Consider the following 25,892-nt stretch of genomic DNA (forward strand, 5'->3'; position numbering starts at 1 on the left):
AGGGGCTGTCAGCAGGCAGCTCTTTTTTTGTTCAATCAAATGAACTTTGTAGCATTCATCTAGATAAACGAAAAAACTATTGTAATTATAATAAATGCTTGATAACATGATGAAATTATAGTGAAAAATCATTCGATTAAAATAATTTGCTATGGTCTAAAACTTCTAAGGAGCACATCAATTATGCAACAAAAAATACCTTTTTCAACCTATGCAGTCATCGGAACAATGTTATTTGGACTGTATTTTGGAGCAGGGAACCTCATTTTTCCTATTCAAATGGGTCAATTTGCCGGGACTAATTTTTGGTTTGGGTTAATCGGATTTTTAGTTACTGCCATCGGGCTACCATTCCTCGGAATTTTAGCGATTGGTTTATCAGGTAGTAATGGTTTACGTGATTTAGCGAACCGTGTTCATCCTATATTTGGCATTGTTTTTTCATTGGCACTGTATTTAACAATCGGTCCGTTTTTTGCCATTCCACGTACAGCAACCGTACCATTTGTTGTAGGCTTTGAGCCATACATTCAACCACAACATGCAACGCTGCTACTAGCAGTATTTAGCTTTGTATTTTTTGCCGTTGTCTATTATTTCTCTTTAAATCCAGCAAAAATTATGGATTACATCGGTAAATATTTAACGCCTGCTTTTTTAGTCGTCTTATTTATTATAATTATCACAAGCATCACCAAACCAATGGGTGATTTCCAGCAGCCAGTCGGTGATTATTTGGATGCTGCTTTTATGACGGGCTTTAAAGAGGGTTATAATACGATGGATGCCCTAGCATCGCTGGCATTCGGGATTGTTGTCATCAATGCTATTAAAAGTGCAGGAATTACAGATCGCAAGGAAATAGCCAAGGCTACATGGACATCGGGTATTTTTGCGATGGCTTTAATGACACTTATTTACGGCTTAATTACGTATATGGGAGCTTCTAGTATTGATGCTGTTGGTACTTTTGACAATGGTGGTTTAATTTTTGCCGCAGTAGCAGATCACTATTTTGGCTCTTTTGGGGCCATTTTATTGGCGCTTATTATTGTCCTTGCTTGTTTAAAGACAAGTATAGGGTTAATTACGTCCTGTAGTGAATTTTTCCACGAAGTGTTTCCAAAAATCAGCTATAAATGGTTTGTGTTTTTACTTTGTCTTGTGTCCTTTACGATTGCAAACTTCGGCTTAAACAATATCATCCAATTTGCGATCCCTGTTTTAATGTTCTTATATCCACTAGCCATTGTATTAATTTTGCTTGCTCTTTGCTCATCCTTCTTTAAGAATAAGCAAACAGTTTATGCCATTGCGATGATTTTTACATTTTTCATCAGTTTAATTGATGGCTATAAAGCCTTGGTGGAAAGTGTGCCAGGAGCGAACTTAGGCGTTTTGGACGCAGTGGAGAAGCTGTATTCAACGATCCTTCCTTTTTATGACATCGGATTAGGTTGGATACTACCAGCTCTTGTAGGAGCAGTGATTGGGAGCTTGTTCCCGTCTAGAAAAGTCATATAAATGAATAACCACGCACAGACATGATTCACTGTGCGTGGTTTTTTATGGCTTAATAAGCTGTCCAGCCACCATCCACCGCAATCACTTGTCCATTCACAAAGCTTGCTTCGTCTGAACCAAGAAAAATAGCTAATTGTGCGATTTCTTCTGGTTGACCAGCACGAGGATTAATCGATAGTCCAAGTGATTGGCGTGCAGCACCCGTTTCACTCATACTAGTCATAGAAGAGGCGATATTAGTCATAACTGCTCCTGGTGCAATCCCATTACAACGAATATTTTTATCAGCATACATAAACGCTGTATTTTTTGTTAAACCGACAACGGCATGCTTCGAAGCTGTATAGGCTGCCCCTGCGCGTGCCCCGTATAAGCCACCAGCAGAAATATTATTCACAAAGACACCATGCCCTTGCGCAAGGAAAATTTCTGTAGCCATACGCATAGAGCGCATAACGGCTGTAGTATTCACGGCGAATACTCGATCCCAACGTTCATCAGAAATTTCACCAACTGGCTCCATCCCATCCATAATGCCCGCATTGTTCACTAAAATATCTAATTGACCGTAGTTCGTGTTCGTTTCGTCAAATAAACGTTGTAAGTCTTCTGTTGATGCGACATTTGTTTGAATGGCAAATGCTGTACCCCCAGCTGCTTGAATACCGTCCACAACTGCTTGGGCACCCTCTAAATTTAAGTCTGAAACGACAACCTTAGCGCCCTCTTTTGCATATCCTTCAGCAATGGCTTTCCCCATGCCTGAAGCTGCACCTGTCACAATGGCTACTTTACCTTCTAATCTCATCTCAAAGACCTCCTCATGTATGTCGATAGTTATTGAACATCTGTTCATTAAAATCATATAATAAATATGAAAGCGATTTCAATATGCAAATTATCATGATGTGTTGAGTATTCAACACTTTTGGAAAAACTGTTGAATAAGGAGCTGAAAAAATTGCGTACAACCGATTTACGGATTATTAAAACGAAACAAGCCCTGCACAACGCCTTATTGACCTTGCTCAGCCAAAAGCCATTGGAGCAAATATCGATTGCAGAAATTTGTAGAGAGGCGAAGATTAATCGAGGAACATTCTATTTACATTACGAGCAAAAAGAGGGGCTCTTTGAAGAATACTTTCAGGAAATTATGGAGGATTTATATCAATCCTATGAAGAACCCTACCGTGCCGTCCCAACCTTGGACACCTATCAACTCGATCCAACAACCATTCGGATTTTTCATCATATTGAACGCTTTAAAATGTTTTATCGTATCGTATTTTCTAAAAATGTCCCGTTGACCTACTATTACATGCTATTTGACGGGATTTATTCACTGTTAAAGCGAGACATTACTACACACCATGAGCATCAAATAGCGGACCATATTTCGATCGACTATTATAGTGCCTATCAAGCAAACGCCATCATCGGACTCATCATCCAATGGTATCGCGGCGATTTTAGCGACAGTGTAACAGTTCTAAACCAGCAACTAGCTTCGATTTTAAAAAATGTTCGGAGTGAAGGGTAGGGAGACAAGCGTAGGATAGAACCCGAAAAGAGATGGATAGCCTGTTGAAAGTGTAGGATAGGAAAGGAAAAGCGGTGGATAGAACGCTCGAAGTGAAGGATAGGGAGAGCAGCGCAGGATAGAACAAAAAAAGCGAAGGATAGCCTGTTGAAAGTGTAGGATAGGAAAGGAAAAGCGGTGGATAGAATGCTCGAAGTGAAGGATAGGGAGAGAAGTGTAGGATAGAACAAGAAAAGCGAAGGATAGCCTGCTGAAAGTGTAGGATAGGAAAGGAAAAGCGGTGGATAGAACGCTCGAAGTGAAGGGTAGAGCGAAGCGGTGGATAGAACCCGAAAAGAGATGGATAGCCCTGCTGAAAGTGTAGGTTAGGAAAGGAAAAGCGGTGGATAGAATGCTAAAAATGAAGGATAGAGAGAGAAGTGTAGGATGACCGGAAAAGCAGAGGATACTCCGCTCAAAACGAAGGATTTGCTTATCTCTTTCAAAGTGATAAAGCGATGGGCTACGTTGCTAGTAGCCCATCGCATATTTGAATTATGGAATTGGAGCAGGTTTCAGAGCGACAACGATTGTCACAAGGATGATGAGCTGTATAGCCCTTTTCACTTATCAATTGTAGAGCAGCTTCGATAATTCGTTGTGCAGTTCCTTTCGTGCAAGTAATTACTTACATGCTAACGAAGTATATTTTTATTTGCAACATAATGGAAGAGTATTGACAACTATATCGACTGCTGATATATTTTAATTATATCGACTGACGATATATTGATGGGCGATATAAGGGGGGATTTAGATGACACAGGAACATCCGCCATTAACAGAGGGCGTTTATTATATTTTATTAGCATTATACGAGGCTAGGCATGGCTATGGCATTATGCAATTAGTGGAGGAAATGAGCAATGGGCGAGTGCGTTTAGGCGCAGGTACCATTTATGGTGCGATTAAAACATTGCTAGAACGAGGCTGGATAGAGGCGCTTGATGAAGATGGGAGAAAGAAAGAATATATCATTACCGCTACTGGAAAAACGGTCATTGAATATGAAATTTTGAGATTAAGGGAACTTTTTGACAATGGTATCCGTATAACGAAAGGAGTTGAATAATATGCATAAATATCGCTTGATGATTAATCCCTATGCAATAGAGAAGTGGGTTAATGACATGGCTTGTCAGGGCTGGCATTTAAAAAAATTCACATGGATTCGGTTTACGTTTGAACGAGGAGAACCAGGTCGCTATATTTATCGCCACGATGAATTGGAGCGATTTGGCAGTCACTATGAAGAGGACTACCTGGAATTTCTTCAATCCTCTGGCATTGAACAGGTTGATCGCTCTGGCAATTTTGTGTTTTTTAGAAAAGTAGCACAGGAAGGTCCATTTGAGCTCTATACAGATAAAAAAACCAAAATTGGCAACTTGTCAAAAAAGATGTCACTGTTGTTTTCCCTTATTCTACTTAATTTGTTCATTGGTATCATCGGTTTAATGGGCGATTTTTCGGAGCAAACGACTGACTGGGTTGGTTTCACATTGAATACGTTGAATCTAGTTGTTGTCGTATTATTCTCTCTCCCACTCTATAAGCTTATGCGTGTACGTAATCGATTAAAGAGAGAATTAAATGTATTTTCAGATTAACAAGCGAGCATTATTTTCCGGGAAATCAGAAAATAATGAAAATTTAAGCATGACTTCATAGTAGAGGTGAGATTAGATGAAAAAAAGGATGTATCGTTTTTTTATGGATTACGAAAAGGAAGAACGATGGGTCAATGATATGGCGGATCGGGGGTGGAATCTAAAAAAAACAGTGGCAGGTTACTTTGTATTTGAAAAAGGCACACCAGAACTATATATTTATCGAAATGAATTTGTGAATAGAAAATCAAAGGATTATTTTGAGTTTCTAGACGCGATGAATATTGAGTGTGTGTCCAAATTTGGTGGATGGGCCTATTATCGAAAACTAAAATCAGAGGGACCCTTTGAAATATTTACAGATACCACTTCCAAATTTAACTATATAAAATCAATGAATCGCTTTTTTATACTCGTGTTACTGTTAAATTTAATGACTGGTATTTATAATATAGCGCTAGGTTTATGGGAATCTGCTGCAGGACTAGTGAATACTAGTGTAGGATGCATGAGCTTGATCGTAGCCTTACTGCTGGTCATTCCTATTGTGAAAAATGAAAACCGCAAAAAGGGCTTAAAACAAGACTTACATATATTTGAAGGATAAGGAGGATGACAACATGACATTACAGTTACAGCGTGTTACAAAGAAGTACAAGGATTTTACAGCTGTGGATGATTTGAATTTTACCATTGAAAAAGGTGAAATTTTTGGTCTGATTGGACAAAACGGTGCAGGGAAGACAACGACATTCCGAATGATTTTAGATTTACAGGAAACGACGGCGGGTACAATTACTTGGAGTGGTCAGCCAGTCAATGCCATTAACCGAGATATCCTTGGCTATTTACCCGAGGAGCGGGGTATTTTCCCAACGATGAAGGTAGAGGAGCAGTTGTACTTTTTTGGTGAGCTACGTGGTATGAAAAAAGCAGCGCTAAAAAAAGAAATAGATTTTTGGATTCAACGCTTTGAACTGGAAGAAAAACGTAAAGATAAGGCAGAAACATTATCAAAGGGGAACCAGCAAAAGGTTCAGCTCATTGCAAGCTTTATCCATAAACCAGCGTTTTTAATTTTAGATGAACCATTTAGTGGACTAGATCCCGTTAATAAAGATTTACTGAAGGATGCGATTTTACTATTAAAAGAGCAGGGTACGACCATTTTATTCTCCAGTCACCAAATGGATAATGTCGAGGAGCTTTGTGATCATTTGTGCTTATTAAAACGAGGTGTCTCTTTATTTTCTGGAAGCTTACTAGATTTAAAGAAACAATATGGTAAAACAAAGCTTGCAGTTCGTACGGATTGGTCGACGACACAGCTATTGGCACTAGAAGGCGTCAAGGATGTGCGTGTAGAGAAGGAGCAAACGGTTCTTACATTAGCAGACGAAAGCTTTGCCCAAAGTATTTTTGAGCAGCTGTCCAATGGGAAATATATTGAAAAATTCAGCTTGGATTATTTATCGTTAGATGAAATCTTTAAAGACAAGGTAGGTGGCCATGTTGTCGAAGTTTAGTTTACTAATGAAGCAATTATATAAATCTAAAATCAAGTCCAAATCGTTTATCTTAATGACCTGTTTATATGTCCTTGTCATGTCTGTAGCTGTATTCTGGTCAGAAATTAAAGAGCTATTTACGGGTGATGATGAAGCACAGCAAATCGCCATTATTAATGAAACTTCTGCAGATTTAAGTGGAATCTTTGTCTCCAATGGGGATATGGCCTTTATTCAGGATGAACAGGATGTTTCAAAACTTGAAAAAAAAGTAAAGGATGGCAAGCTTGATGCGATTGTGACGATTAACGATCAAGATGGTCAGCTACAAGCAGAAATAGCGACGTTCACACCATTGAAATTGAACGATCAATCCACATTGTCATCCTTATTGCAGTATGCTGGTCAGCATTATGCCGTACAGCAATTATCGTTATCACCTGAGCAAGCAGCACAAATTATGGCAGCTCAAACAACGATTTCAACGAAAAACTTAAATGAGGAATCAGCAGGTGGGAAAAGTGAGGAAGAAAAGCAATCAGGGTTAGTTGTTTCCTATGCTGTCGGCATTTTAATCTATTTCTTCATTTCTACATTCCTATCGATGATTACGACTGAAATTGCCTCTGAAAAAGGCTCACGAGCAATGGAAATGCTCCTAGTAAGTGTCAAACCAGCGACACATTTTAAAGCGAAAATTGCTGGTGTATTATTGCTGGCTTTAACACAGATGGGTATTATTGCAGCAGTTTTCCTCATCTATGCGAAATTTATTAAAGGTGGCATGGTATGGGATGCGGCTGCTAGCATTATCAAGGAGTTATCTATTGGCTATGTAATCTATGCTATCGTATTCCTGTTGTTAACGGTCATTCTGTATTTAATCATTGGTGCATTGTTTGGTTCATTGGTATCAAAGGTAGAAGAAGCGGGTCAAGTTTTAATGCCAGCGATGATTATTACGATCATTGGCTTCTATGTCATGCTTACAGGCATGGGGAATCCGGATACATTAATCATTAAAATTTTCTCTTATATCCCGTTAACTTCTGGTATGATCATGCCAATGCGAATTGGTGCTACAGATATCGGAGGTATTGTTCCACTATTATCCTTAGGTATTTTAATCGCAACGATTGTTGTCGTGTACCTATTTAGTTTAACGTTCTATAAACGCAGTGTATTGACATATAGCTCTGGCGGTGTCATTCAAAAAATTAAAACGGTATTAAAGGTAACAACATAACACAAGACCAAAAGCAGCTACATGGATGATGTAGCTGTTTTTTTGGTCATTAGATGCCATTGCTAGCAAACAATGCAAAGGAATTTACGGAATCAGTCGAATTTTGTATAGAAAGAAGCTATAATTTAAAAAAGGGGTGAGACTATGTTAACTAAATCAGAGGTGGACGCGCTTCTTGCCCTAAAGCCAAAGTGTCGTTTAACAACACCTGAGGAAAAAGCTCAGTTCTTTCAAAAACTTCAACAGCGATGTCCCATCAATAAAGAAATGGAAGACATTCTCCTTCATCGTGCCCAGATAGAGGTTTTTATTCATAATGCTCACCCTAACCAATATAGCTTACAATATAGGCTTCACCAGAATGACTATAATGTAACAAACTCGTATTTTTTCATACTGTAGGAAATGAAACTTTTTTACATGGTAATCGTAAGTAATTAGTAGAGATAAATTGCAGGGGGTAAAACGTATGTCTGAATTCAACAATGATCTTTTAAAATCCAAGGACCCATTCGCTTCAGAAAATCCTTTATTACAGCCAAATCCACTAGTTCAACAGGCATCTGAGCAAAAGCCGGTACTTGTGTCAGAGCAGGAGTTATCGCAAATTGCACAAAATCAGCTGGTGTTAAAGCAAGATCCTGAGGTTCATGCACTGGCACAAAAAATTGATGTGAAAGATCAAATTGCTATGCTTGAGCTTGGTAAAGAAACAGCAAGTGGCATTTCTACCTTTTCAGATAAAATGCTCGCAACGATGAAAGCCAGTAAGCTGGAAGAGTCGAGTGTGCTATTAAATAATCTTAATAAAATTATGGATAAGTTCGATCCACAAGATTTTGCGGAAGAGAAAAAGGGCGGTTTCATCTCCAAGCTCTTTAATAAAGGGAAAGAGCAATTGGAAAGGTTCTTATCTAAATATGACAGCATGAACAAAGAAGTAGATGTTATTTTTCGTGAAATTCAAAAGTATGAAGGTGAAATGAAGCGTAATACCATCGACCTTGAAAATCTGTATGACCAAAATTTAAACTACTTCCAGTCATTAAGTAAATTTGTTGCAGCGATTGAAGTAAAAACAGAAGAGGTTCGCGCATCATTACCTGCACTTGAGCAAAAGGCACAAACAGGTGATCAACTGGCAGCAATGGAATATGAAACAATGCTACGCGCTGTAGAATTATTAGAGCAACGTCGCTATGATTTAGAAATGGCACAGCAAGTATCATTCCAATCAGCACCTCAAATTCGCTTAATGCAGCAGGGGAATAACCATTTAATTGGTAAGATTAACTCTGCCTTTGTGACGACGATTCCCATCTTTAAACAAGGGTTAATTCATGCAGTCACATTGAAACGCCAAAAGCTAATTTCCGATTCGATGGTTGAACTGGACCGTCGTACAAACGAAATGCTTGTTCGCAATGCTGAAAATATTAGTAAAAACAGTGTGAATATCGCACGTCAAGCTGGTAGCCCAAGCATTAAAATCGAAACGATTGAAACAACATGGCAAACGATTATGGCTGGTATTCAAGAAACGAAGCAAATACAAGCAGAAACAGCTAGAAACCGTGAAGAAGGTCGTAAACGAATTGAACGTTTGCAATTGGAATATGAAAAACTGAAAAAAATGTAAGTCTAAAGCTTCCTGCAATCATTTGGCAGGAAGCTTTTTCTATGCCATGTATGACGTGACTCTGTCTCAAATGGAAGTATTACGCCAAGTGAAAATTGTTTTTTGACAAAAAGCAAAATACTGATTATGATAAAATTAAATGAGAATGATTATCAAATGAAAAAGGAAGCGGATAAATGTTACTTCAAGCAATAGGATTACATGAATTGATTCGTGGAGGAGTGAAAAACGAATGCCAAATAAACTAAAGCCCTCTACATTGTCGTATGAGCCTTTTAAAGATGGCACGATTGCTCTCTATACGACAGATAGCTTAATGATCGTTCCACAAAGCCGCTATTTAGAACTGTTGCATATGGAAGAACTGTACAATACTATGCATACAGATTTAGATAACAAGCAAACAAGTTTAGAACGAGAACGAAAAATGCTAAAAAAACAAAATGCTCAGCTTACAGAGGATTTGCAAAAGGTCAAGCAGCAAAATATGGTGCTACAGAAAAAGGTAACCGAATACAATTGTGTGATAGAGGAGATGAAGGTGCTCCGCCAACAAAATACGGAGCTACTGATTGAATTAAGTAAATATACAGCTATGTCTAGAGAGTCACTGACGGGTCCTTTGAAGTCGATGATTCGAGATATGCGTGAACAAGGGGTTGGAATTAAAGAAATCCATATTCGCATCAAACGCCAGATCAATCCAGATATTAGCTATAGCACCGTGCGAAGATACATTTCCGAGCTAGAATCTGAGCCAAAAGGCTAACAGCTATTGTCAGGCACTTGAAATTTGGCATTTACAGTTGCCGCACAAAGTCCTATAATGGGTCTATTCTTTAACTAGTTTAAGAGTATGTGAAGTCGTTCATCGATTTCAATAAGAGTAGGAGCGTTATTGGCCATGTCAAATGAGAAAAAAGGGGTTTTGGCTGCTATTTTAGCCTATGCCTTTTGGGGAGCATTCCCTTTATATTGGAAACTACTTGAACATGTACCAAGTATGGAAATTTTATTATCCCGTGTCATTTGGTCTTTTGTCTTTACGGTACTGGCTGTCATCGTCTTTCGAATGCGGAAGGATCTTGTTGCAGATTTAAAATATTTATGGTCTCATCAAAAGCATTTTTGGCAGCTTGCGGGTGCATCCTTTGTTATTTCAATGAACTGGTATTTGTATATTTGGGCAGTCACACATAACCATTTAATTGAAACGAGCTTAGGCTATTATATTAATCCGCTCTTGTCTGTTATTTTTGGGGTGATTTTCTTTAAAGAATCGCTAAGTCGTGCACAATGGGTAGCGACGGGAATTGCTTTTATTGCGGTAATTATTTTAACGATTAATTATGGCTCTGTGCCATGGGTAGCATTGTTGATCGCGCTATCTTTCGCTATTTACGGTGTACTGAAAAAGAAAATTACACTGGACCCTACAAGGGGATTAGCGATTGAAACATTATTGATTTTACCGTTTGCATTAGGCTATTACATTTATCTGTTTACAACCCATCAAGCCTCATTTTTACATGTCGATGTCAAAACAGACATTTTGATGATCTTCAGTGGGTTAGTCACAGCTGTGCCGCTTATTTTATTTGCGAAGGGCGCACAAAATATTCCTTTATATTTACTAGGCTTTATTCAATATGTGGCGCCAACCATTGTCTTGATTTTAGGCATCGTGCTATACAAAGAGCCGTTTAGTCAAGTAGAGTTCCTCGCATTCAGCATTATTTGGGCGGCTTTACTGCTATTCTCAGGGTCTAAAATCATAGAAACAAGGAAGGCCCATCATAAATCCGTTTCGTAAAAGACTTGTAGAGTTTCTACAGGTCTTTTTTTGTGATGGAATTATGACGTCCACGATAACAATAATGGAGAAGTAGAAAAAGAGGTGTTTTAAATTGGAGGAAGTTTTCCTTTTCAACCTTTACTTCCATGCTAGCATATAGTAAAATGTCAATAATTAGATAACAATGATAATTTAATGCGAGGTGCATGTTTGTGAGTGCGGTAGGTTCTAACTAGGTAAAAATTGAATGAAATAAAGGCTATGACGACAGGGGATATATGTCATGAACACACCCCTTAATTTGTCATGGATTTATTTCAAAAACCTATGTAGATACCTACAATACTTTATGAAGCGTGGCACACATGCTTGGAACTTCAATTAGATGAGGTTTTATTTGTGATGCTAAAAAACTCGCCTTTTAAAGATGAAGCTGTGGGGAATCCTCACAGCTTTTTTATGTTGCTGTACCCATATGCTTTTGTGCCGAAAGTGAAGCGTCCATTACTTAGAGACGCAATTGCTATGTTCAAAAACCATCATTGCTATCTAATATTGGGTAGGTATCTTCATGTATGATAAAACATCACAATGAGGAGCATAAACAAATGAATAGTACGACTCTTGATAAATTACAATATGATGAATTAAAAGATATTGTTAAATCCTACTGTGTTAGCGGATTAGGAAAACAACTTTTAGATAAATTAATGCCCAGCTCAAGCTTAAAGGTAGTCAAAACGCGCTTGAATGAAACAACAGAGGCTCGTGCGATTTTAGATGCAGAGGGTCATGTACCCTTTTTAGGGGTATCGAATATAGAGCATTTGATGACGAAGCTTGAAAAGGGCATGATTTTAGATCCAAGTGAGCTAGTCAGTATGTCAGACTTTTTACGAGGCTGTCGTAACATCAAAAAATTCATGCTGGATAAGGAATTTTTTGCACCAGTTCTTTCATCTTATGCCCATTCCATGGCTGAATTTAAAAGCGTTGAAGAAGAAATTAATTTTGCAATCAAAGCCAATCGTGTGGATTCGGCTGCTAGTCGCGAATTAAAGCGTATTCGCCATCATATGGAGACGACAGAGGAAAAAATGAAAGAACGCTTAACGAAATTTTTGAATAACAGTGCCAATAAAACATACATTCAGGAGTTTTTTATTAGTCAAAAAGATGATCGTTATACGATTCCGATAAAGGCTTCTTATAAAAACCATGTACAGGGGACAGTAGTGGAAATTTCCTCAAAAGGGGCAACCGTTTTTATGGAGCCGAGTGTAGTGGCTAAATTAAATGTGGAATTGGCGACCTTAAAAGCCGAGGAAGCGGTAGAGGAGTATCAAATTTTAGCCACTTTATCTGGGCTTTTAATGGAACATCTACAAGCCATCCATATTAACATGGAGTTAATTAGCCAGTATGATATGGTCTTTGCCAAGGCAAAGTTCAGTAGACAAATTGGTGGTATGGAGCCACGTATTAATGATTATGGCTTTATCCAATTAATCAATGGCAAGCATCCTTTACTACCAGGAAATGCAGTACCTCTACAGTTTTCTATCGCGAGGGACTACCGTAGCTTAATTATCACAGGACCAAATGCTGGAGGGAAAACGGTCGTGTTGAAAACAATTGGTCTCTTAACATTAGCTACGATGTCAGGCTTTCATATCGTGGCGGATAAAGGAACTGAAATGGCGATATTTGATCATATCTTTGTTGATATTGGCGACAATCAAAGTATAGAAAATGCCTTAAGTACGTTTTCGTCCCATATGAAAAATCTGTCCGACATTATGAGGGCAGCAAATAATCATACACTTTTACTGTTCGATGAAATAGGCAGTGGAACAGAACCAAATGAAGGAGCTGCACTGGCAATTGCAATGCTAGAGGAATTTTACCAGATGGGCTGTATCACCGTAGCGACAACACATTATGGCGAAATTAAACGATTTTCAGAGATGCATCCTGATTTTATGAATGCGGCAATGCGCTTTAATAGTGAAACACTAGAGCCTTTGTATCAATTACTAATTGGCACGTCTGGAGAGAGTAATGCCCTATGGATTTCTAAAAAAATGAATGTCCGTGAAACGGTTTTACAAAGGGCAAAGGATTATTTGAATAATAAGGATTATCAGCTAATGCTTGTTCAAGACAGCAAAATTCGTAAGCCACAAGCAGAGAAAACGAGCATGGGGGCGACATATGCCTTTGCCAAAGGCGACCGTGTAAAATTATTGGATTATGATGATGTAGGCATTGTCTACGAAGAAATGAATCCATACAATAATGTCAGCGTATTCTATAAGAGGCAAATGCTAGAGGTGCATGTCAAACGACTTACCTTGGAATTACCAGCAGAGGAGCTATATCCTGAGGGGTATGATCTCGAGACATTATTTGTAGACTATCATGAACGCAAGCTTCAGCATGATATCCAACGAGGCTCCAAAAAGGCGTTGCGTAAAATCCATAAACAAATGAAGAACGATCGTCAGCAGTAAAAATAAGGGATTGCACGAGGCTGTGCAATCCCTTTATTTTAGGATATGGAATCAATTTGTGCCTTAATCGTCCGATAGACTTCCTCAATTTTGTGTTTATAGGGTAAATCAACTAATTCCAGTGAATCCGTGTAGGCCATTTTCGCAATGTCATAGGCTGTTGTCAGCTCCCCAAAATGGGCATAGCAAAGGGCTTTATAGGAAAAGCACTCATTTAAAGCTAGGATGTCATACGGATGGCTAATAAAGATCGGTTTTTTTGTAAAGTGTTCAAATGCGGCCTTCGCTTCCTCATAATGACCAAGTAAATAGCAGGACTTTCCTTTTTCAGCATAATAATAGTTTGCATCCAAAATTTCAAAATCTTCATGTATGAGCTCATTAAAACGCTCTATTTCTATCAGAGCCTGCTCATAATTAAGTTTGTAATTATTATAATAATGTGCTCGTAAAATAAAAATTAAAGCATCTACTTGAACACGTTCGGCAAATGCCCGATACTGTTCCAACTTCATAAACATATGCTCCGCTTGTTCAAAGTCATGGTCAATCATGGCACAATACGCACCAATACGATACATATCATCAATTTTATAGAACAGTTGGTTTTTATGTGCGTTGGCAATTGTCTCGTTTATTAACTTTTTCCCTTCCTCATGCTCCCCAATGGCAAGCTGTAAAACGCTTGAATAATAAGTCATTAACAGGGCATCCCGTGAATCAAGCTGATAGTCCTCTTGTTCAATGATTTCTTTTGCCTGTAAAATACAGCTATAAGCCAATTTATATTGACGTTTTTCAGCGAAAATGGTCATTTGTAGAACGAAGGTTTTAAACCAATGGCTCAGTAAATTAATTTCTTTAAAGATGATACGTGCTTGTTGAAGTGGGGATTCCCATGTCGTTAATCCCGCTTCATACTGTGCATCAGCGTAAATATACAATAAACGGCCTGCTTCATAACTAAGCGGAAGCCCCTCTATAGACGGCCTAATCAAATCTACAATTTTTTGATGATGGTCTGCATCACCACGTTTTACTTCTGCAAATAAAATTTCAACCTGCTCTAAAAGCTGGCGAATGGAGGATGAGGTTACTTCTTCCAGTAACTCACTAGCCTTTACACCTAAACGCTCAGCAATATAGTCAAGGCTTTCCATTGAAGGCTTGGCCTTATCATTTTCTATTTGACTTAGCATTCCTTTTGTTAGACGATCACCAGCAAGTGCTTCTAATGTTAATTTTTGTTCTTTCCTTAATTTGCGAATGCGTGTGCCTAAAGAGTCCATTACCTCGCCTCCTTTTGTTTAATTATATTAAACTTTTTATTGCGTGAAAAGGGGGAGCTGTGGTATATTTTGTTTAATATAATTAAACTTTTTAATTTAGTTAAAAAATGGAGGGATTTATGGATGAATGAAGCGGATAAATTAAAGAAGGCGACCTACCATTTGTGGACATTCACGGCAAGCAAAATGATTGCCATGCTAGGAGCAAATGTCATGGCGTTTGGCTTCAGCTTGTATATTTTAGCGATGACAGGATCGGCGATGAGCTTTGCAACGAATATGATTTGTTCTGTACTACCACGTGCACTTGTAGCCCCTTTAGCAGGCTATGTTGCGGATAACTTTTCGAAAAAACGAACGATTTTAATCGCACAGGCAGGGACTATTTTGACCGTAGGGGGTTTGCTGCTCTATACAGAAACAGTAGGAATGTCTGTTTATGCCATTTACATAGCTACTGTTTTTAATACGATTTGCTCAGCATTTTCTGGTGTAACGTTCTCATCTGCCATTGCAACGCTAGTCAATCCAGAGCGTTTACAGCGTGCGATGTCCTTTAATCAATTGTCGATGTCTGTGGCTGCGATTGGGGGACCAGTCATCGGTGGTATGATGTATGGATTTTTTAACATGGATGTATTTTTAATGGTCAATATGGTGGCCTATACGATTGCCTTTTGTTTAGAGGCTACGATGGATTTTAATCTTTATAGTACAAGAGGGGCAGATGTGATAAAAGAAAAGATGTGGGATGGACTGAAAAATGGGTTTCATTACATCAAGCAACGTACAGTTATTAAAACCATTATGTGGGTGGCATTATGGATTAATTTGTTCTTTTCTGCTATCGCTGTAGGGGGAACATACATTATTATTGAATTGCTAAAAGTAAAATCCATGCATTTTGGTTTTATTGAGGCTTCAGGAGCAGCGGGTATGCTTGTGGCATCCCTTTATTTCGCAACAAGACCAGAAGTGAAGGTGCCGTTACGCTTTTCGAAAATGAGCTTATTGCTATTGGCTGGAAGTGTTGCCTTAGCAATTATCCCATTACTCACAAGCTTTTCCTATATAGCCATCATCATCTTTTATTTAATCATCTACTTTATTTTCGCAATTTTCGAAATGGGCATTAATATGCCGATTGGGGTGTATATGCAAAAAATTATTGCAGAGGAGTATCGTGGGCGTGTCTTTGGCTTAATGGAGACAATGGCGATGTCCATGATGCCAATTGGTATGGTGGTCTATGGAATGTTATATGATACATTACCAGCAACTATTATTTTACCAGTAACAAGCATCATTATTATTATCCTTTCGCTAGCACTGCTACGTCCATCTATCTTGAAGGAAGCACATCCAGAGTATTATGAAAAAGAAAACTCAAGTGAAAACGTTCCAAATACAACAACATAGCTCGAGGAATTGAAAACCCAAACGATCAAAAACACTTCAGCGTTTTGTAGATCGTTTGGGTTTTTTGATGAAGCCATTTCAACGATCTTCAATAACCAAATAAGTAGCTTGAATAGGGCCATGTACACCAACGATGAGAATCATTTCAATATCTGCTGAGTTGCTGGGACCTGTTATAAAGTTAATGCAGGAAGGAATGTTGTCACCACGACGGATTTTTTCGCTAATCCAACGTGCTGCTTGTGTCATACGAGGGACAATCGTACTTTTTGGGATTAAAATAATCGATTTTTCTGGTAAAAAGCTAACGCTTCTCCCTCGATTCTTACTACTAAAAAGCACAGCAGTTCCTGATTCCGCCAAAGTCATTTCACTTATCGTAATGCCAATATTTGCTTTTTCTGCTTGCCTAATATTTTCCTCAGGTTGCTGTGCATTCCATTCATAGAGTTCGATATTGGCTTGTGGCCATTGTTCGGTCATTAGTGGAGATAGTCCATAATCTTTCCATCTTTCGTCCTTCCATGTAATGACGGACTGACCACCATAATGGTCAACAATAGCTTGTAAATCCTGGGGAAGTGTGGACGTACTAGATATTTTAATATCCGTATGAATGTTAGCACATTGCTTGATTAAAACCTCTACTAATTCATCCTGTGTCCCCTCCTTGAGCACACGATCTTGTGGCTGATACTGCCAAGTTGGGCGTGGAAGTTCTGTTTTAGGAGAACGGCCAAGCTGTTTAGCAATGTTAGCTAAAAAGCTCTCTCGGTGTTGAATCATACTTGTCATTCATGCTTGCCTCCTTTTGTACGCTGCTTCATCCAATCTCGGAAACTATCTTTATTTGGTGCTGGGAAATCCCTTGCTTCAGTCCAAGCCTTTAATGGGCCTGGCCCCTTTGAAATGGTATGGTCCTTCGTAAAAGGGGACATAGCTGGAGCAGCTATTTTTGTTGCCATTTTATAGAGAGTAGGGGAGGAAGCCCCTAAACCGAAAGCCTTCATTAAAAGCTTTTCAGACACAGGTGCTTTGCCTTCATTCTCTACAATAACTTGACGATGTCGATGAATCAGCTGATGTAAAGGAATTTTAACAGGGCATGCATCCGTGCAAGCACCACACAATGTAGAAGCGTATGGCAGTTCTTTAAAATCATCATAGCCTCCTAATAACGGAGACAGGACAACCCCAACAGGACCAGAATAGATAGAGCCATACGTATGCCCGCCAACATGTCGATAGACTGGACAAGCATTGACACAGGCAGCACAGCGAATGCATTGTAAAATAGGTTGAAATTCGCCACCTAAAATCGCAGAGCGCCCATTATCAACTATGACTAAATGGAATTCCTCAGGTCCATCCGTTTCGCCCTCGCCTTTAATCCCTGTTAGTGTGGTAATATAGCTTGTTAGCTTTTGACCAACCGCACTTCTAGTTAGTAAGCTAACAAGGACCTCCATATCTTCAAATGTAGGAACAATTCTTTCCATCCCCATGACTGTGATTTGCGTTTTCGGCAGCGCTGTTACTAAATCCGCGTTGCCCTCATTTGTGACGAGTGTAATCGAACCACTTTCTGCGATAGCAAAGTTGCAGCCTGTAATACCGATATCTGCGGTTAAATATTCCTGTCTTAATTTTTCCCGCACATAGAGAGCAAGCTCCTCAGGCTTCTCGGTTTGACGATAGCCTTGTTTTTCTTTAAAAACATCGCGAATTTGTTCCTTATTTTTATGCAAGGCTGGCGCCACAATATGGGATGGCGGCTCGTGATCTGCGACCTGCAAAATATATTCGCCTAAGTCTGTCTCAATCACTTCACAACCAAGCGCCTCTAAAGCCGTGTTTAAGTTAATTTCTTCTGTCACCATGGATTTTGACTTCACAATTTTTGTCGCATTCTTTTGTTTCGCAATACTTTGAATGTACGCTGTTGCTTCTTGTGCGGTTTGGGCAAAGAAAACATGTCCACCTCTTTTAGCAACATTTTCACTTAATTGATAGAGGTAATAATCTAAATTAGCTAAAACATGCTTGCGAATTTCCTCACCATGCGAGCGCCATTCTTCCCAATGTCCCAATTCTCTTGTTTGTTGAAGGCGGCGTGTTTGGAAACGTTCTTGGGCACTCGAAACAGCATGACGCATAAATTGATTTTCCAGCTCTTTCGTTACACGTTGATGAAAGCGATCATCACTTGTTTTCATAGCCATTCTAATTTCCCCCTCTTAACGGCAGTTTAAGACTTCTGCAATATGCATCACTTTAATCGGCTTGCCTTGACGGTGAATGCGGCCACCAATATTCATTAAACAGCCAGCATCTGCCCCAATTAAAATATTTGCCCCTGTTTCTTCCACATTGTGTACTTTTTCATTGACCATTTCTCCAGAAATATTGCCCATTTTGACTGAGAATGTACCACCAAACCCACAGCATCGATCTTTGCCAGGGAGGTCCACATAGTGTAAGCCCTTGACATTTTTTAATAATTGAAAAGGTGCATCTGTTACACCAAGCAATCGTGTCATATGACAGGATGTGTGATAAGTAGCTTTGCCTTCTAAATGAGCTCCGACATCGTTTATCTTTAAAACGTTGACAATAAACTCTGTAAATTCATAGGTTTTATCTGCTAATGCTTGTGCCTTTGTTGCCCAGATCGGGTCTTCTTTAAAAACCTCAGGATATTCTTTTAACATATAAGCACAAGAACCTGAGGGGGAGACGACGTATTCAGCATGCTCAAAGGCTGTAATCATTTTTTTCATCGCATTTTTCGATTCCTTCACATAGCCGCTATTGTAGGCAGGCTGACCACAGCAAATTTGATCCTCTGGAAAATCAATCTCACAGCCAAGTCTCTCTAACACCTCAACAACGGCTTTCCCTACATCCCCTTGAAACAAATCCACTAGGCAAGTGGCAAATAGTGTGACTTTCATCTTTATCGCTCCTTTTAAAAAAACAACTGGTCATCTGATGACTTATCAATGATTTTATCATACAACAAATTTTACAGAGAATAAAACTATTTTTCATGAATTTTCGGAAAATAAAAAAACTACCTAGTGAGTGCTAGGCAGTTTACTATGATTGAGACTCAGTTGTTTCAAAATATTGTAAGAGCACTTTTTCAACATTGCTTAAATGAGACGCCATGGCATGTTTGGCTAGCTCCTCATTTTGTTGTTTAATTGCGAGGAAGATTTGCATATGTTCGTCATATAATTGTTCACTCGTTGTTTTCTGGGAGTACAACCATATTCGTCGCGTTTCTTTCATCGTGTCTATCATTAGGCCAGAAATTTGATCTAAGATTGTAGCGAGTAGAGGGTTTTGTGAGGCAGTGGAAATAGCTGCATGGAATTGATAATCTACTTTTTCACCGAGTTCACCATCCCCATGTGCTTGCTTCATGTTCTCTAAAATTTGTAACATCGCTTGTACATCCTGTTCTGAACGATGGATTGCTGCACTTGCTGCTGCTCCTACTTCAATTATTTTACGCACCTCTAATAAATGCGCAATATCCTGTTTATTTGTTAACATGGCAGTGGATAAAGGAAAATCAAGTTGCTTGGCTGGTACACTTTTGACAAAAGTTCCAGAGCCTTGCTTGATTTCAATTAACCCCATAGCTTTTAATGCAGAAAGCGCTTCTCGAACGGCGGATCGACTCACTTGTAATTGTTCGGCAAGCTGTTCTACAGAGTCCAGTCGATCGCCTGGTTTTAGGACACCAGCCCTGATTTTTTCATGCAGGATTTCGGATACTTCTTCATAAATCTTTTTTGGTTTAATTTTTCTTAATTTCAAGGGCTACACCTCTTTTTTTCGATCCATTGCACATCGGTTATCAATATTATACATGAAAAGTAGTCATATACTCATGGTTAACATGAACACTTTGTGGAGTAGGGGATACTTGTCGAAATGTAAGATAATAATATTGTTAATGTTACCTTATAATATGGTCATCTGATGACTTGGTGTTATGATGAATCTGTTCGTCTGAATAGTTTCTTACAATAATTATGAGGGTTTCACTACTAAAGCCTCTTTCAACAATAACGGCAAGCAATCGACAATGTCAAGGCTAGAGGAAAGGAGTGAGCGATAACCTCTATAATAGGGTAGAAGAATGGCGGATTATGTTGACAGAAAATCAAGAGGAGGGCATAATGCAGAAGGAGCTTGATGGAACTTCTTAAAAACCTCATTATTTTGCCATGAAACGTTCACAAACAGAAAGGACGCTTTTTAGCCTTTTTTTTGGTACGATGAATGCAGTAACTGTAAGGAGCGATTAAAAAATATGGGATCTGATATTAACGTATTTTTAGCTTTTGGTGCAGGGTTTTTAAGTTTTATTTCACCATGTACTCTTCCACTATATCCAGCATTTTTATCGTACATAACGGGTATGACACTAGATGAGCTAAAATCAGAAAAAGGCATGCTTCAAAAACGTGCCATTTTCCACACATTATTCTTTTTACTAGGATTTTCAATTATCTTTATCATTATTGGACTAAGCGCTTCATTTGCGGCAGAGTTTTTCCTAAATTATCAAACTTTATTACGACAGGTTGGCGCTATTTTAATTGTAGTATTCGGTTTAATGATTGTCGGATTATTGCAAGTAGACTTCTTAATGAAGGATCGAAAGTTCCAATTTAAAAATAGACCGTCTGGCTATTTTGGATCTGTCTTAATTGGTATTGCCTTTGCGGCAGGTTGGACACCATGTACGGGACCAATCCTTGCGTCTATTATTATGTTAGCTAGTACAAATCCTGGTGCGGGCTTTAGCTATATGCTTGCGTATTATTTAGGATTTGCGATTCCATTCTTCGTGCTATCTTTCTTTATTTCACGTATGACGTGGATTCGTACACACAGCCAAAAAATTGTGAAAATCGGTGGTTATGTCATGATTGCCGTGGGGATTTTATTATTCTTTGACGGCTTAACGTATATTACCCGCGTTTTACAGCCTATTTTCGGTGGATTTACAGGCTTTTAATTTGTTAAACTAAAAGGCATACCGAACTTTAACGCGGAGGGAGATGAACATGTGCCTACAGTTTTAGTAGTGGATGATACGCTATTCATGCGTGTTGCAATCAGTAATATGTTTTCAGAATGGGGTTATGAGGTAGTCGGTAAAGCAGCAAATGGCAAAGAAGCTGTGGCGATGTATCGTGATTTACAACCAGATTTAGTCACAATGGATGTAACGATGCCCGTTATGACCGGTATTGCGGCAGTAAAAAAAATCGTCCCAGAATTTCCAAATGCAAAAATTATTATGGTGACAGCATTAGGTCAGCAAAAATTAATCGTAGAAGCGATTGAAAGCGGCGCCAAGGATTTTATTACAAAACCTTTCGAGCCAGAAAGATTAAAGGCTGTCGCCGATCAATTACTTGGTCAAAATTGCTAATTAGACATTAGAGGAGGATTTTTATGTTGAGCAGTATCCCTTCTCACTATTATGTTATAGGGTCAACTATCATGGCCATTCTTATGGGCGGCTTTGTGATGATTATACGAATGAGAGCTTCCAAAAAGCCGACAAATGAGAAGAAAATTATTATCCCACCAATTGCCATGTCTTCTGGTGCACTCATGTTTTTATTTGAGCAATTCCGCGTGCCAGCCATGCAAATTTTAGAAGCAGCCGCGGTGGGCATGTTGTTCTCGACAATCTTAATTGCTACTTCGAAATTTGAAGTAAAGGGACGAGACATCTATTTAAAACGTTCCAAAGCCTTCGTTTTTATTTTATTCGGTCTGTTAATATTCCGAGTCGTAGCGAAAATGATTTTAAGTAGTTCCATCGATGTAGGTGAATTAGCAGGTATGTTCTGGATACTAGCCTTCGCCATGCTATTACCTTGGCGAATCGCTATGCTGATCCAGTTTAAAAGAGTCAAAAAAACAATCCCAAAACTACACTAGTGCAGAAGCTAGTGTAGTTTTTTTGTGCTTGAACAGCAAAAGTGTGGATAGAAGCTTAAAAGTAGAGGATAGAATTTTGAAGCGTGGATAGAAGCTCAGAAGTGGTGGATAAAACAGCAAAAGTAGCGGATAGAATGAGGAAAGCGAAGGATAGCTTTGCGAAAGAAGAGGATAGAATTTTGAAGCGTGGATAGAAGCTCAGAAGTGGTGGATAAAATAGCAAAAGTAGCGGATAGGATGAGGAAAGCGAAGGATAGCTTTGCGAAAGAAGAGGATAGAACCAGAAAAGCAGCGGATAGCCACGAACACCCACATTATAAATAAGAAAAAACGCTGCACATAGCTTCGTGCAGCGTTTTTTTAATCAAATAAATGTTCGTAGGGGGCGATGTCAATGTGCATTTGTTCTAATTTTTTGCGTAAAAATTTGTGATCGCGTTTTGGTGTGGCCTGGATATATCCACGAATAATAAGGTCATTATTGATGGCAGCAGCTTTTTCTTCTAATGCGAGCTCGCCAATTTTTCCTGCAATTTTTTCCTTTGCTACTTGTCTAAAGAGCTCAGGTACAGGGCTTACTAGCTCATAGAGTAAGTCTTTTTCAGCTTGTCCCCATAAGTGAATCGTTCTATCTAAATAATATTCTTGCCAATCTAAATCTGATTTTCCATCTTGTTTAGGGAGTGCCTTTAAAAATTTTCGGAACATGAAGAATCCGCCAATAGCCATCAATGAAATGAGGACGACAACCCAAAATAAAATAAACCATAAAAACCAACCTTGTAACAAATCGTTCACCTCTTTGCCTTCTCTCATTCTATTATAAGAGCTTCCGAAAAAAAATTCATCCTATAATGTCCCTTTTTTAGCAATTCGCCATTATATAGTGTGCAGAAAGGAGGTGAGACTCGATGGTAGACGTTCACTTTTTAAATGCAACACTGCGCCTTAAGTATGTGACGGGCTATGATGAACAAAATGAACCAATATTCATCACAAAATCATATCGAAATATTAGCCCCTCGCATAATGCGGACGACTTAGTAGCGGTTGCACATGTCATTGCTAGTCTTTCATCACAGACACTGGCTAGTATTGTCAAGAAAGAAACAAACGAGTTATCTTAAGGAGGAATCAAACATGACACAAGTTTTAGAGTTACTCTTTGCAACGACTGATGGGAAAACGACAACACTTACAATTGATGCACCAAAGCCGCATATCACAGCGGCTGAAATACAGCAGGCTATGACATCGATCATAGGTAAAAATGTCTTTGCTGGACAGACTGGTGCTTTATCTTCCATCAAGGGTGCACGCATGGTAGATCGCCAAGTAACAGAATTTGATGTAGCAACAGAATAATTCAAAACTGGTCTTTGCAATGAAACCGCAAAGACCTGTTTTACTGTAGGAGAGAGGGGGAGACAAATGGAACCGTGGCTGAACATGATATCCGATATCGGTTTTCCGATTTTAGTGTCATTTTATTTATTGCACCGTGTGGAAGTAAAGCTCGATGCGATTCATGCGGCGCTCGTTTCGTTAAAATGAAATTTATTTCACAAAGATGTACGAAAGCTGTCACGTAGAAGTTCTTGTCAACGTTTACAACCTACGGTAGGATGAGGGTAGTGTAGGTTAGGGAGAGTGTTGACATGAAACGTAAGTTAATAGGGCTAGTTCTACTTTTAGCCTGTGCATCTGTGCTTGGCGCATGTGGAAATTCAAAATTTAAAGCAGACTACAGCCTCGAAATACCCGATTTTGAACATATTAATCAACGTGGTGAAACCGTTTCGCTCGAAAGTTTAAAAGGTAAGCCTTGGATCGGTATGTATATTTTCACGAACTGTATATCGATTTGCCCGCCGATGTCATTGAACATGGCACAAGTGCAGGAAAAGCTCCAGAAAAAAGGAGTAGAGGATTATCACATCGTTGCCTTTTCAGTAGATCCAGACGTTGATAAACCAGAAGTGTTAGCTAATTATATCAGTAAATACAATGTGCCAGATGAATCTAAGTGGAATCTTCTGACAGGCTATTCACAAAAATATATTGAACAGTTTGCAGTGAAAAATACAAAGATATTAGTGAAAAACGACCCTAACAGTGACCAAGTCATTCATGGCAATCAATTTTTCTTAGTGGACAAAGATGGTGTAATGGTCAAAATGTATAATGGCTTTGCTGAAAATATTGAAGATGTACCAATTGATACGATAGCTTCCGATATCGAAACATATATTGATGAAAATTTATAAAGAAGCAATAAACCGTCTCGAATTTTAGAGGCGGTTTTTTTATGTCATTTTAAGCTGGAAAAATAATCTTTTTCTGGTTGGGAATCGTTTATAGTGTGGAAGGAGGGAAATTACATGTCAGATAACGAAAAATTAGAGCAGCTAATGGCTATACACACGGAGCAAATGCTTCGAATTGCTTATTACTATACGAAGGATTTACAAATAGCCGAAGATATTGTGCAGGACGTATTTATTAAATTTTATCATCAAAAGGATTATGAAGAGAGAGGGGAGATGAAAGCATATCTTGCCCGCATGACAATCAATAAATGTAAGGATTACTTAAAAAGCTGGGCATACAGAAAAATTACAATGCAGCATAGATTTTTTACAAAGCAAAAAATGGTCTTACAGGACACACTGATTCGTCAAGATGAGCAAGCCTTACTAGATGAAGCGATTTTACGCTTACCAATCAAGCAACGCGAAGCAATCGTTTATTTTTATTTAGAGGAGATGACGATTAAAGAGATTGCGGAACTACTTACAATTCCTGAAGGTACTGTGAAATCTCGTTTAAAGAAGGGGAAGGAGCTATTAAAAATAGATTTGCAACATATTGAATGGGAGGTACTTTTCCATGGATAAGCATACAATGCAGGCGTTACAAGATGTTTCAGCACATAAAGAAGCAATCATACATAAGGTTCGCCAACAAATTCAGCAAGAGCCTTATCCGTCCAAACCAAAGTGGACGTATCGTGCAGTTACCATCATGATGACATGCTCTATTTTATTTTTCATTGCCTGGCAAGCAGCCAAACCGTCTAATCAACTGACGACACAGGTAATGAATGAAGAAGAAAAACCTCCTTTTACGGATTTGTTTCAAACAGAAGTGGAAGGAACAGATACAACATACAGTCAGTTTTTCCCGCTAGCCAATTTTTTAAGTCAGGCAAAAAATATCAAATATTATGCACCACTTCAGGGTTTCGCGGCTATGCAATCAGTAGCAACCTCACTGGGCAATGTCGTTCATCTTACTACACCGGAAGAGTTGCCATTTCAACCAAATATTCAGGAGGTCTATGCGGTATCATCCAAAATGGATGATGGCAGTCAACAAACGCAATTTCAATTTAGCTATAAAGAAAAATCCTCCACTGGCAGGGATCTACAATACATTAATTTCTCAGTGACAAATGTAGATCGTAATCCCTTATCAACATATATTAAATCGAAAGATATTGAGGAAACTTTAGGGATTAAAGTTTCAAATGTAGGTTTAAATTTTATGAATCCTTTATATTATCGGGAGATGACACCAGATCGAGGTTTTGTTTACATTTACTATAATTACGATGAAACAGATAAGCGGATCTTTCAAATGACTACAAATGCCAATGAATTTTATACGTACTATAACGGCTATGTCTATCATATTGGTTATCAATTAGATGGCGACCCACAAGAAGTCCAAGAAAAAATGGCGACCATCGTAAGAGCGTTTATTCTTGGCGATTAGTAAAGCACAGATGA

Annotated in this window: 28 protein-coding genes; 21 read left to right on the forward strand and 7 right to left on the reverse strand. The window is 38.7% G+C overall.

Annotated elements, in window-relative coordinates; translation table 11 throughout:
* Window positions 1-183: 183 nt before the first annotated feature.
* Window positions 184-1,524, forward strand: a complete 1,341-nt coding sequence (gene brnQ / locus AC6BKE_RS15965) for a branched-chain amino acid transport system II carrier protein (protein WP_499857240.1) — start codon at window positions 184-186, stop codon at window positions 1,522-1,524.
* Between the two features lie 49 nt (window positions 1,525-1,573).
* Here the strand turns inward: brnQ and AC6BKE_RS15970 are convergent, their stop codons facing one another.
* Entirely contained in the window at window positions 1,574-2,332 is a 759-nt protein-coding gene (locus AC6BKE_RS15970; RefSeq protein WP_089932493.1) for an SDR family oxidoreductase, read from the reverse strand.
* Window positions 2,333-2,485: 153 nt separating this feature from the next.
* On the opposite strand from AC6BKE_RS15970, the gene AC6BKE_RS15975 reads away from it, so the two are divergent.
* The 10 genes from AC6BKE_RS15975 to AC6BKE_RS16020 all read left to right on the forward strand — a co-directional run bounded on the left by AC6BKE_RS15975 (window position 2,486) and on the right by AC6BKE_RS16020 (window position 13,417).
* Complete coding sequence (locus tag AC6BKE_RS15975; protein WP_499857242.1) at window positions 2,486-3,067, forward strand: TetR/AcrR family transcriptional regulator; 582 nt, start codon at window positions 2,486-2,488, stop codon at window positions 3,065-3,067.
* A gap of 796 nt (window positions 3,068-3,863) precedes the next feature.
* A complete protein-coding gene (locus AC6BKE_RS15980; RefSeq protein ID WP_036129164.1) occupies window positions 3,864-4,178 on the forward strand; it encodes a PadR family transcriptional regulator in 315 nt (104 codons plus the stop codon).
* A 1-nt stretch (window position 4,179) separates the two neighbouring features.
* Window positions 4,180-4,716, forward strand: coding sequence for a DUF2812 domain-containing protein (locus AC6BKE_RS15985; RefSeq protein ID WP_499857244.1), 537 nt, complete (start codon window positions 4,180-4,182; stop codon window positions 4,714-4,716).
* 76 nt (window positions 4,717-4,792) lie between these two features.
* Window positions 4,793-5,323 carry a DUF2812 domain-containing protein gene (locus AC6BKE_RS15990; protein WP_036129170.1) on the forward strand — a complete coding sequence of 177 codons (531 nt, stop codon included), beginning with the start codon at window positions 4,793-4,795 and terminating at the stop codon, window positions 5,321-5,323.
* Window positions 5,324-5,336: 13 nt separating this feature from the next.
* Window positions 5,337-6,242, forward strand: coding sequence for an ATP-binding cassette domain-containing protein (locus tag AC6BKE_RS15995; RefSeq protein ID WP_141903045.1), 906 nt, complete (start codon window positions 5,337-5,339; stop codon window positions 6,240-6,242).
* Window positions 6,226-7,470 (forward strand): ABC transporter permease, encoded by a 1,245-nt coding sequence (locus tag AC6BKE_RS16000; protein WP_499857247.1) that lies wholly within the window; start codon window positions 6,226-6,228, stop codon window positions 7,468-7,470. Before AC6BKE_RS15995 ends, AC6BKE_RS16000 begins: the two co-directional genes overlap by 17 nt.
* A gap of 469 nt (window positions 7,471-7,939) precedes the next feature.
* Window positions 7,940-9,109, forward strand: a complete 1,170-nt coding sequence (locus tag AC6BKE_RS16005; protein WP_036129184.1) for a toxic anion resistance protein — start codon at window positions 7,940-7,942, stop codon at window positions 9,107-9,109.
* Window positions 9,110-9,341: 232 nt separating this feature from the next.
* Window positions 9,342-9,878 (forward strand): hypothetical protein, encoded by a 537-nt coding sequence (locus tag AC6BKE_RS16010; RefSeq protein ID WP_036129188.1) that lies wholly within the window; start codon window positions 9,342-9,344, stop codon window positions 9,876-9,878.
* 135 nt (window positions 9,879-10,013) lie between these two features.
* A complete protein-coding gene (rarD, locus tag AC6BKE_RS16015; RefSeq protein WP_058844716.1) occupies window positions 10,014-10,922 on the forward strand; it encodes an EamA family transporter RarD in 909 nt (302 codons plus the stop codon).
* Between the two features lie 590 nt (window positions 10,923-11,512).
* Window positions 11,513-13,417, forward strand: coding sequence for an endonuclease MutS2 (locus AC6BKE_RS16020; protein ID WP_499857250.1), 1,905 nt, complete (start codon window positions 11,513-11,515; stop codon window positions 13,415-13,417).
* A 38-nt stretch (window positions 13,418-13,455) separates the two neighbouring features.
* Here the strand turns inward: AC6BKE_RS16020 and AC6BKE_RS16025 are convergent, their stop codons facing one another.
* A complete protein-coding gene (locus AC6BKE_RS16025; protein ID WP_058844718.1) occupies window positions 13,456-14,706 on the reverse strand; it encodes a helix-turn-helix domain-containing protein in 1,251 nt (416 codons plus the stop codon).
* A gap of 123 nt (window positions 14,707-14,829) precedes the next feature.
* Between AC6BKE_RS16025 and AC6BKE_RS16030 the strand changes: the two genes are divergently transcribed.
* The gene (locus tag AC6BKE_RS16030) at window positions 14,830-16,125 is read left to right on the forward strand and encodes an MFS transporter (RefSeq protein ID WP_036129204.1); all 1,296 of its coding nucleotides are present in this window, start codon (window positions 14,830-14,832) and stop codon (window positions 16,123-16,125) included.
* Between the two features lie 78 nt (window positions 16,126-16,203).
* Here AC6BKE_RS16030 and AC6BKE_RS16035 read toward each other — a convergent pair whose 3' ends face one another.
* The 4 genes from AC6BKE_RS16035 to AC6BKE_RS16050 all read right to left on the reverse strand — a co-directional run bounded on the left by AC6BKE_RS16035 (window position 16,204) and on the right by AC6BKE_RS16050 (window position 19,953).
* Window positions 16,204-16,920: a LutC/YkgG family protein gene (locus AC6BKE_RS16035; RefSeq protein ID WP_058844719.1), complete on the reverse strand. Its 717-nt coding sequence runs from the start codon at window positions 16,918-16,920 to the stop codon at window positions 16,204-16,206.
* Window positions 16,917-18,347, reverse strand: a complete 1,431-nt coding sequence (locus AC6BKE_RS16040) for a LutB/LldF family L-lactate oxidation iron-sulfur protein (protein ID WP_036129209.1) — start codon at window positions 18,345-18,347, stop codon at window positions 16,917-16,919. The genes AC6BKE_RS16035 and AC6BKE_RS16040 overlap by 4 nt, the downstream gene beginning before the upstream one ends.
* Window positions 18,348-18,362: 15 nt before the next feature.
* Window positions 18,363-19,079 carry a (Fe-S)-binding protein gene (locus AC6BKE_RS16045; RefSeq protein WP_058844720.1) on the reverse strand — a complete coding sequence of 239 codons (717 nt, stop codon included), beginning with the start codon at window positions 19,077-19,079 and terminating at the stop codon, window positions 18,363-18,365.
* A gap of 145 nt (window positions 19,080-19,224) precedes the next feature.
* The gene (locus AC6BKE_RS16050) at window positions 19,225-19,953 is read right to left on the reverse strand and encodes a FadR/GntR family transcriptional regulator (RefSeq protein ID WP_036129236.1); all 729 of its coding nucleotides are present in this window, start codon (window positions 19,951-19,953) and stop codon (window positions 19,225-19,227) included.
* Between the two features lie 499 nt (window positions 19,954-20,452).
* Here AC6BKE_RS16050 and AC6BKE_RS16055 point away from each other — a divergent pair, with 499 nt between their 5' ends.
* The 3 genes from AC6BKE_RS16055 to AC6BKE_RS16065 are packed head-to-tail and all read left to right on the forward strand — an operon-like array spanning window position 20,453 to window position 22,101.
* Window positions 20,453-21,163 (forward strand): cytochrome c biogenesis CcdA family protein, encoded by a 711-nt coding sequence (locus tag AC6BKE_RS16055; RefSeq protein ID WP_058844721.1) that lies wholly within the window; start codon window positions 20,453-20,455, stop codon window positions 21,161-21,163.
* Between the two features lie 51 nt (window positions 21,164-21,214).
* Window positions 21,215-21,583: a response regulator gene (locus AC6BKE_RS16060; protein WP_036129242.1), complete on the forward strand. Its 369-nt coding sequence runs from the start codon at window positions 21,215-21,217 to the stop codon at window positions 21,581-21,583.
* Window positions 21,584-21,606: 23 nt separating this feature from the next.
* Window positions 21,607-22,101 carry a CcdC family protein gene (locus AC6BKE_RS16065; RefSeq protein ID WP_036129247.1) on the forward strand — a complete coding sequence of 165 codons (495 nt, stop codon included), beginning with the start codon at window positions 21,607-21,609 and terminating at the stop codon, window positions 22,099-22,101.
* Between the two features lie 360 nt (window positions 22,102-22,461).
* Here the strand turns inward: AC6BKE_RS16065 and AC6BKE_RS16070 are convergent, their stop codons facing one another.
* Complete coding sequence (locus AC6BKE_RS16070; RefSeq protein WP_141903346.1) at window positions 22,462-22,890, reverse strand: DUF2621 domain-containing protein; 429 nt, start codon at window positions 22,888-22,890, stop codon at window positions 22,462-22,464.
* A gap of 122 nt (window positions 22,891-23,012) precedes the next feature.
* Here AC6BKE_RS16070 and AC6BKE_RS16075 point away from each other — a divergent pair, with 122 nt between their 5' ends.
* The 6 genes from AC6BKE_RS16075 to AC6BKE_RS16100 all read left to right on the forward strand — a co-directional run bounded on the left by AC6BKE_RS16075 (window position 23,013) and on the right by AC6BKE_RS16100 (window position 25,878).
* Window positions 23,013-23,228 (forward strand): DUF1659 domain-containing protein, encoded by a 216-nt coding sequence (locus tag AC6BKE_RS16075; RefSeq protein ID WP_499857255.1) that lies wholly within the window; start codon window positions 23,013-23,015, stop codon window positions 23,226-23,228.
* Between the two features lie 13 nt (window positions 23,229-23,241).
* Window positions 23,242-23,466 (forward strand): DUF2922 domain-containing protein, encoded by a 225-nt coding sequence (locus AC6BKE_RS16080; RefSeq protein WP_141903056.1) that lies wholly within the window; start codon window positions 23,242-23,244, stop codon window positions 23,464-23,466.
* 66 nt (window positions 23,467-23,532) lie between these two features.
* A complete protein-coding gene (locus AC6BKE_RS16085) occupies window positions 23,533-23,655 on the forward strand; it encodes a YvrJ family protein (RefSeq protein WP_080717186.1) in 123 nt (40 codons plus the stop codon).
* A gap of 104 nt (window positions 23,656-23,759) precedes the next feature.
* Window positions 23,760-24,368 carry an SCO family protein gene (locus AC6BKE_RS16090; RefSeq protein WP_036129262.1) on the forward strand — a complete coding sequence of 203 codons (609 nt, stop codon included), beginning with the start codon at window positions 23,760-23,762 and terminating at the stop codon, window positions 24,366-24,368.
* Between the two features lie 114 nt (window positions 24,369-24,482).
* The gene (locus tag AC6BKE_RS16095; RefSeq protein ID WP_036129265.1) at window positions 24,483-24,998 is read left to right on the forward strand and encodes an RNA polymerase sigma factor; all 516 of its coding nucleotides are present in this window, start codon (window positions 24,483-24,485) and stop codon (window positions 24,996-24,998) included.
* A complete protein-coding gene (locus AC6BKE_RS16100) occupies window positions 24,991-25,878 on the forward strand; it encodes a hypothetical protein (RefSeq protein WP_058844043.1) in 888 nt (295 codons plus the stop codon). The genes AC6BKE_RS16095 and AC6BKE_RS16100 overlap by 8 nt, the downstream gene beginning before the upstream one ends.
* The last annotated feature ends 14 nt before the right edge of the window (window positions 25,879-25,892 follow it).

This window comes from Lysinibacillus sp. COL-1 (assembly GCF_059814265.1).

What these genes read in the sequence shown, in the direction of transcription:
- AC6BKE_RS16055 (WP_058844721.1), top strand. Translation starts at nt 20,453, where the DNA reads ATGGGATCTGATATTAACGTATTTTTAGCTTTTGGTGCAGGGTTTTTA.
- AC6BKE_RS15970 (WP_089932493.1), bottom strand. Translation starts at nt 2,332, where the DNA reads ATGAGATTAGAAGGTAAAGTAGCCATTGTGACAGGTGCAGCTTCAGGC.
- brnQ (WP_499857240.1), top strand. Translation starts at nt 184, where the DNA reads ATGCAACAAAAAATACCTTTTTCAACCTATGCAGTCATCGGAACAATG.
- AC6BKE_RS16085 (WP_080717186.1), top strand. Translation starts at nt 23,533, where the DNA reads ATGGAACCGTGGCTGAACATGATATCCGATATCGGTTTTCCGATTTTA.
- AC6BKE_RS16000 (WP_499857247.1), top strand. Translation starts at nt 6,226, where the DNA reads ATGTTGTCGAAGTTTAGTTTACTAATGAAGCAATTATATAAATCTAAA.
- AC6BKE_RS16090 (WP_036129262.1), top strand. Translation starts at nt 23,760, where the DNA reads ATGAAACGTAAGTTAATAGGGCTAGTTCTACTTTTAGCCTGTGCATCT.
- AC6BKE_RS16095 (WP_036129265.1), top strand. Translation starts at nt 24,483, where the DNA reads ATGTCAGATAACGAAAAATTAGAGCAGCTAATGGCTATACACACGGAG.
- AC6BKE_RS15980 (WP_036129164.1), top strand. Translation starts at nt 3,864, where the DNA reads ATGACACAGGAACATCCGCCATTAACAGAGGGCGTTTATTATATTTTA.
- AC6BKE_RS16075 (WP_499857255.1), top strand. Translation starts at nt 23,013, where the DNA reads ATGGTAGACGTTCACTTTTTAAATGCAACACTGCGCCTTAAGTATGTG.
- AC6BKE_RS16035 (WP_058844719.1), bottom strand. Translation starts at nt 16,920, where the DNA reads ATGACAAGTATGATTCAACACCGAGAGAGCTTTTTAGCTAACATTGCT.
- AC6BKE_RS16040 (WP_036129209.1), bottom strand. Translation starts at nt 18,347, where the DNA reads ATGGCTATGAAAACAAGTGATGATCGCTTTCATCAACGTGTAACGAAA.
- AC6BKE_RS16025 (WP_058844718.1), bottom strand. Translation starts at nt 14,706, where the DNA reads ATGGACTCTTTAGGCACACGCATTCGCAAATTAAGGAAAGAACAAAAA.
- AC6BKE_RS15995 (WP_141903045.1), top strand. Translation starts at nt 5,337, where the DNA reads ATGACATTACAGTTACAGCGTGTTACAAAGAAGTACAAGGATTTTACA.
- AC6BKE_RS15985 (WP_499857244.1), top strand. Translation starts at nt 4,180, where the DNA reads ATGCATAAATATCGCTTGATGATTAATCCCTATGCAATAGAGAAGTGG.
- AC6BKE_RS16020 (WP_499857250.1), top strand. Translation starts at nt 11,513, where the DNA reads ATGAATAGTACGACTCTTGATAAATTACAATATGATGAATTAAAAGAT.
- AC6BKE_RS15990 (WP_036129170.1), top strand. Translation starts at nt 4,793, where the DNA reads ATGAAAAAAAGGATGTATCGTTTTTTTATGGATTACGAAAAGGAAGAA.
- AC6BKE_RS16100 (WP_058844043.1), top strand. Translation starts at nt 24,991, where the DNA reads ATGGATAAGCATACAATGCAGGCGTTACAAGATGTTTCAGCACATAAA.
- AC6BKE_RS16005 (WP_036129184.1), top strand. Translation starts at nt 7,940, where the DNA reads ATGTCTGAATTCAACAATGATCTTTTAAAATCCAAGGACCCATTCGCT.
- AC6BKE_RS16010 (WP_036129188.1), top strand. Translation starts at nt 9,342, where the DNA reads ATGCCAAATAAACTAAAGCCCTCTACATTGTCGTATGAGCCTTTTAAA.
- AC6BKE_RS16080 (WP_141903056.1), top strand. Translation starts at nt 23,242, where the DNA reads ATGACACAAGTTTTAGAGTTACTCTTTGCAACGACTGATGGGAAAACG.
- AC6BKE_RS16065 (WP_036129247.1), top strand. Translation starts at nt 21,607, where the DNA reads ATGTTGAGCAGTATCCCTTCTCACTATTATGTTATAGGGTCAACTATC.
- AC6BKE_RS16045 (WP_058844720.1), bottom strand. Translation starts at nt 19,079, where the DNA reads ATGAAAGTCACACTATTTGCCACTTGCCTAGTGGATTTGTTTCAAGGG.
- AC6BKE_RS16030 (WP_036129204.1), top strand. Translation starts at nt 14,830, where the DNA reads ATGAATGAAGCGGATAAATTAAAGAAGGCGACCTACCATTTGTGGACA.
- rarD (WP_058844716.1), top strand. Translation starts at nt 10,014, where the DNA reads ATGTCAAATGAGAAAAAAGGGGTTTTGGCTGCTATTTTAGCCTATGCC.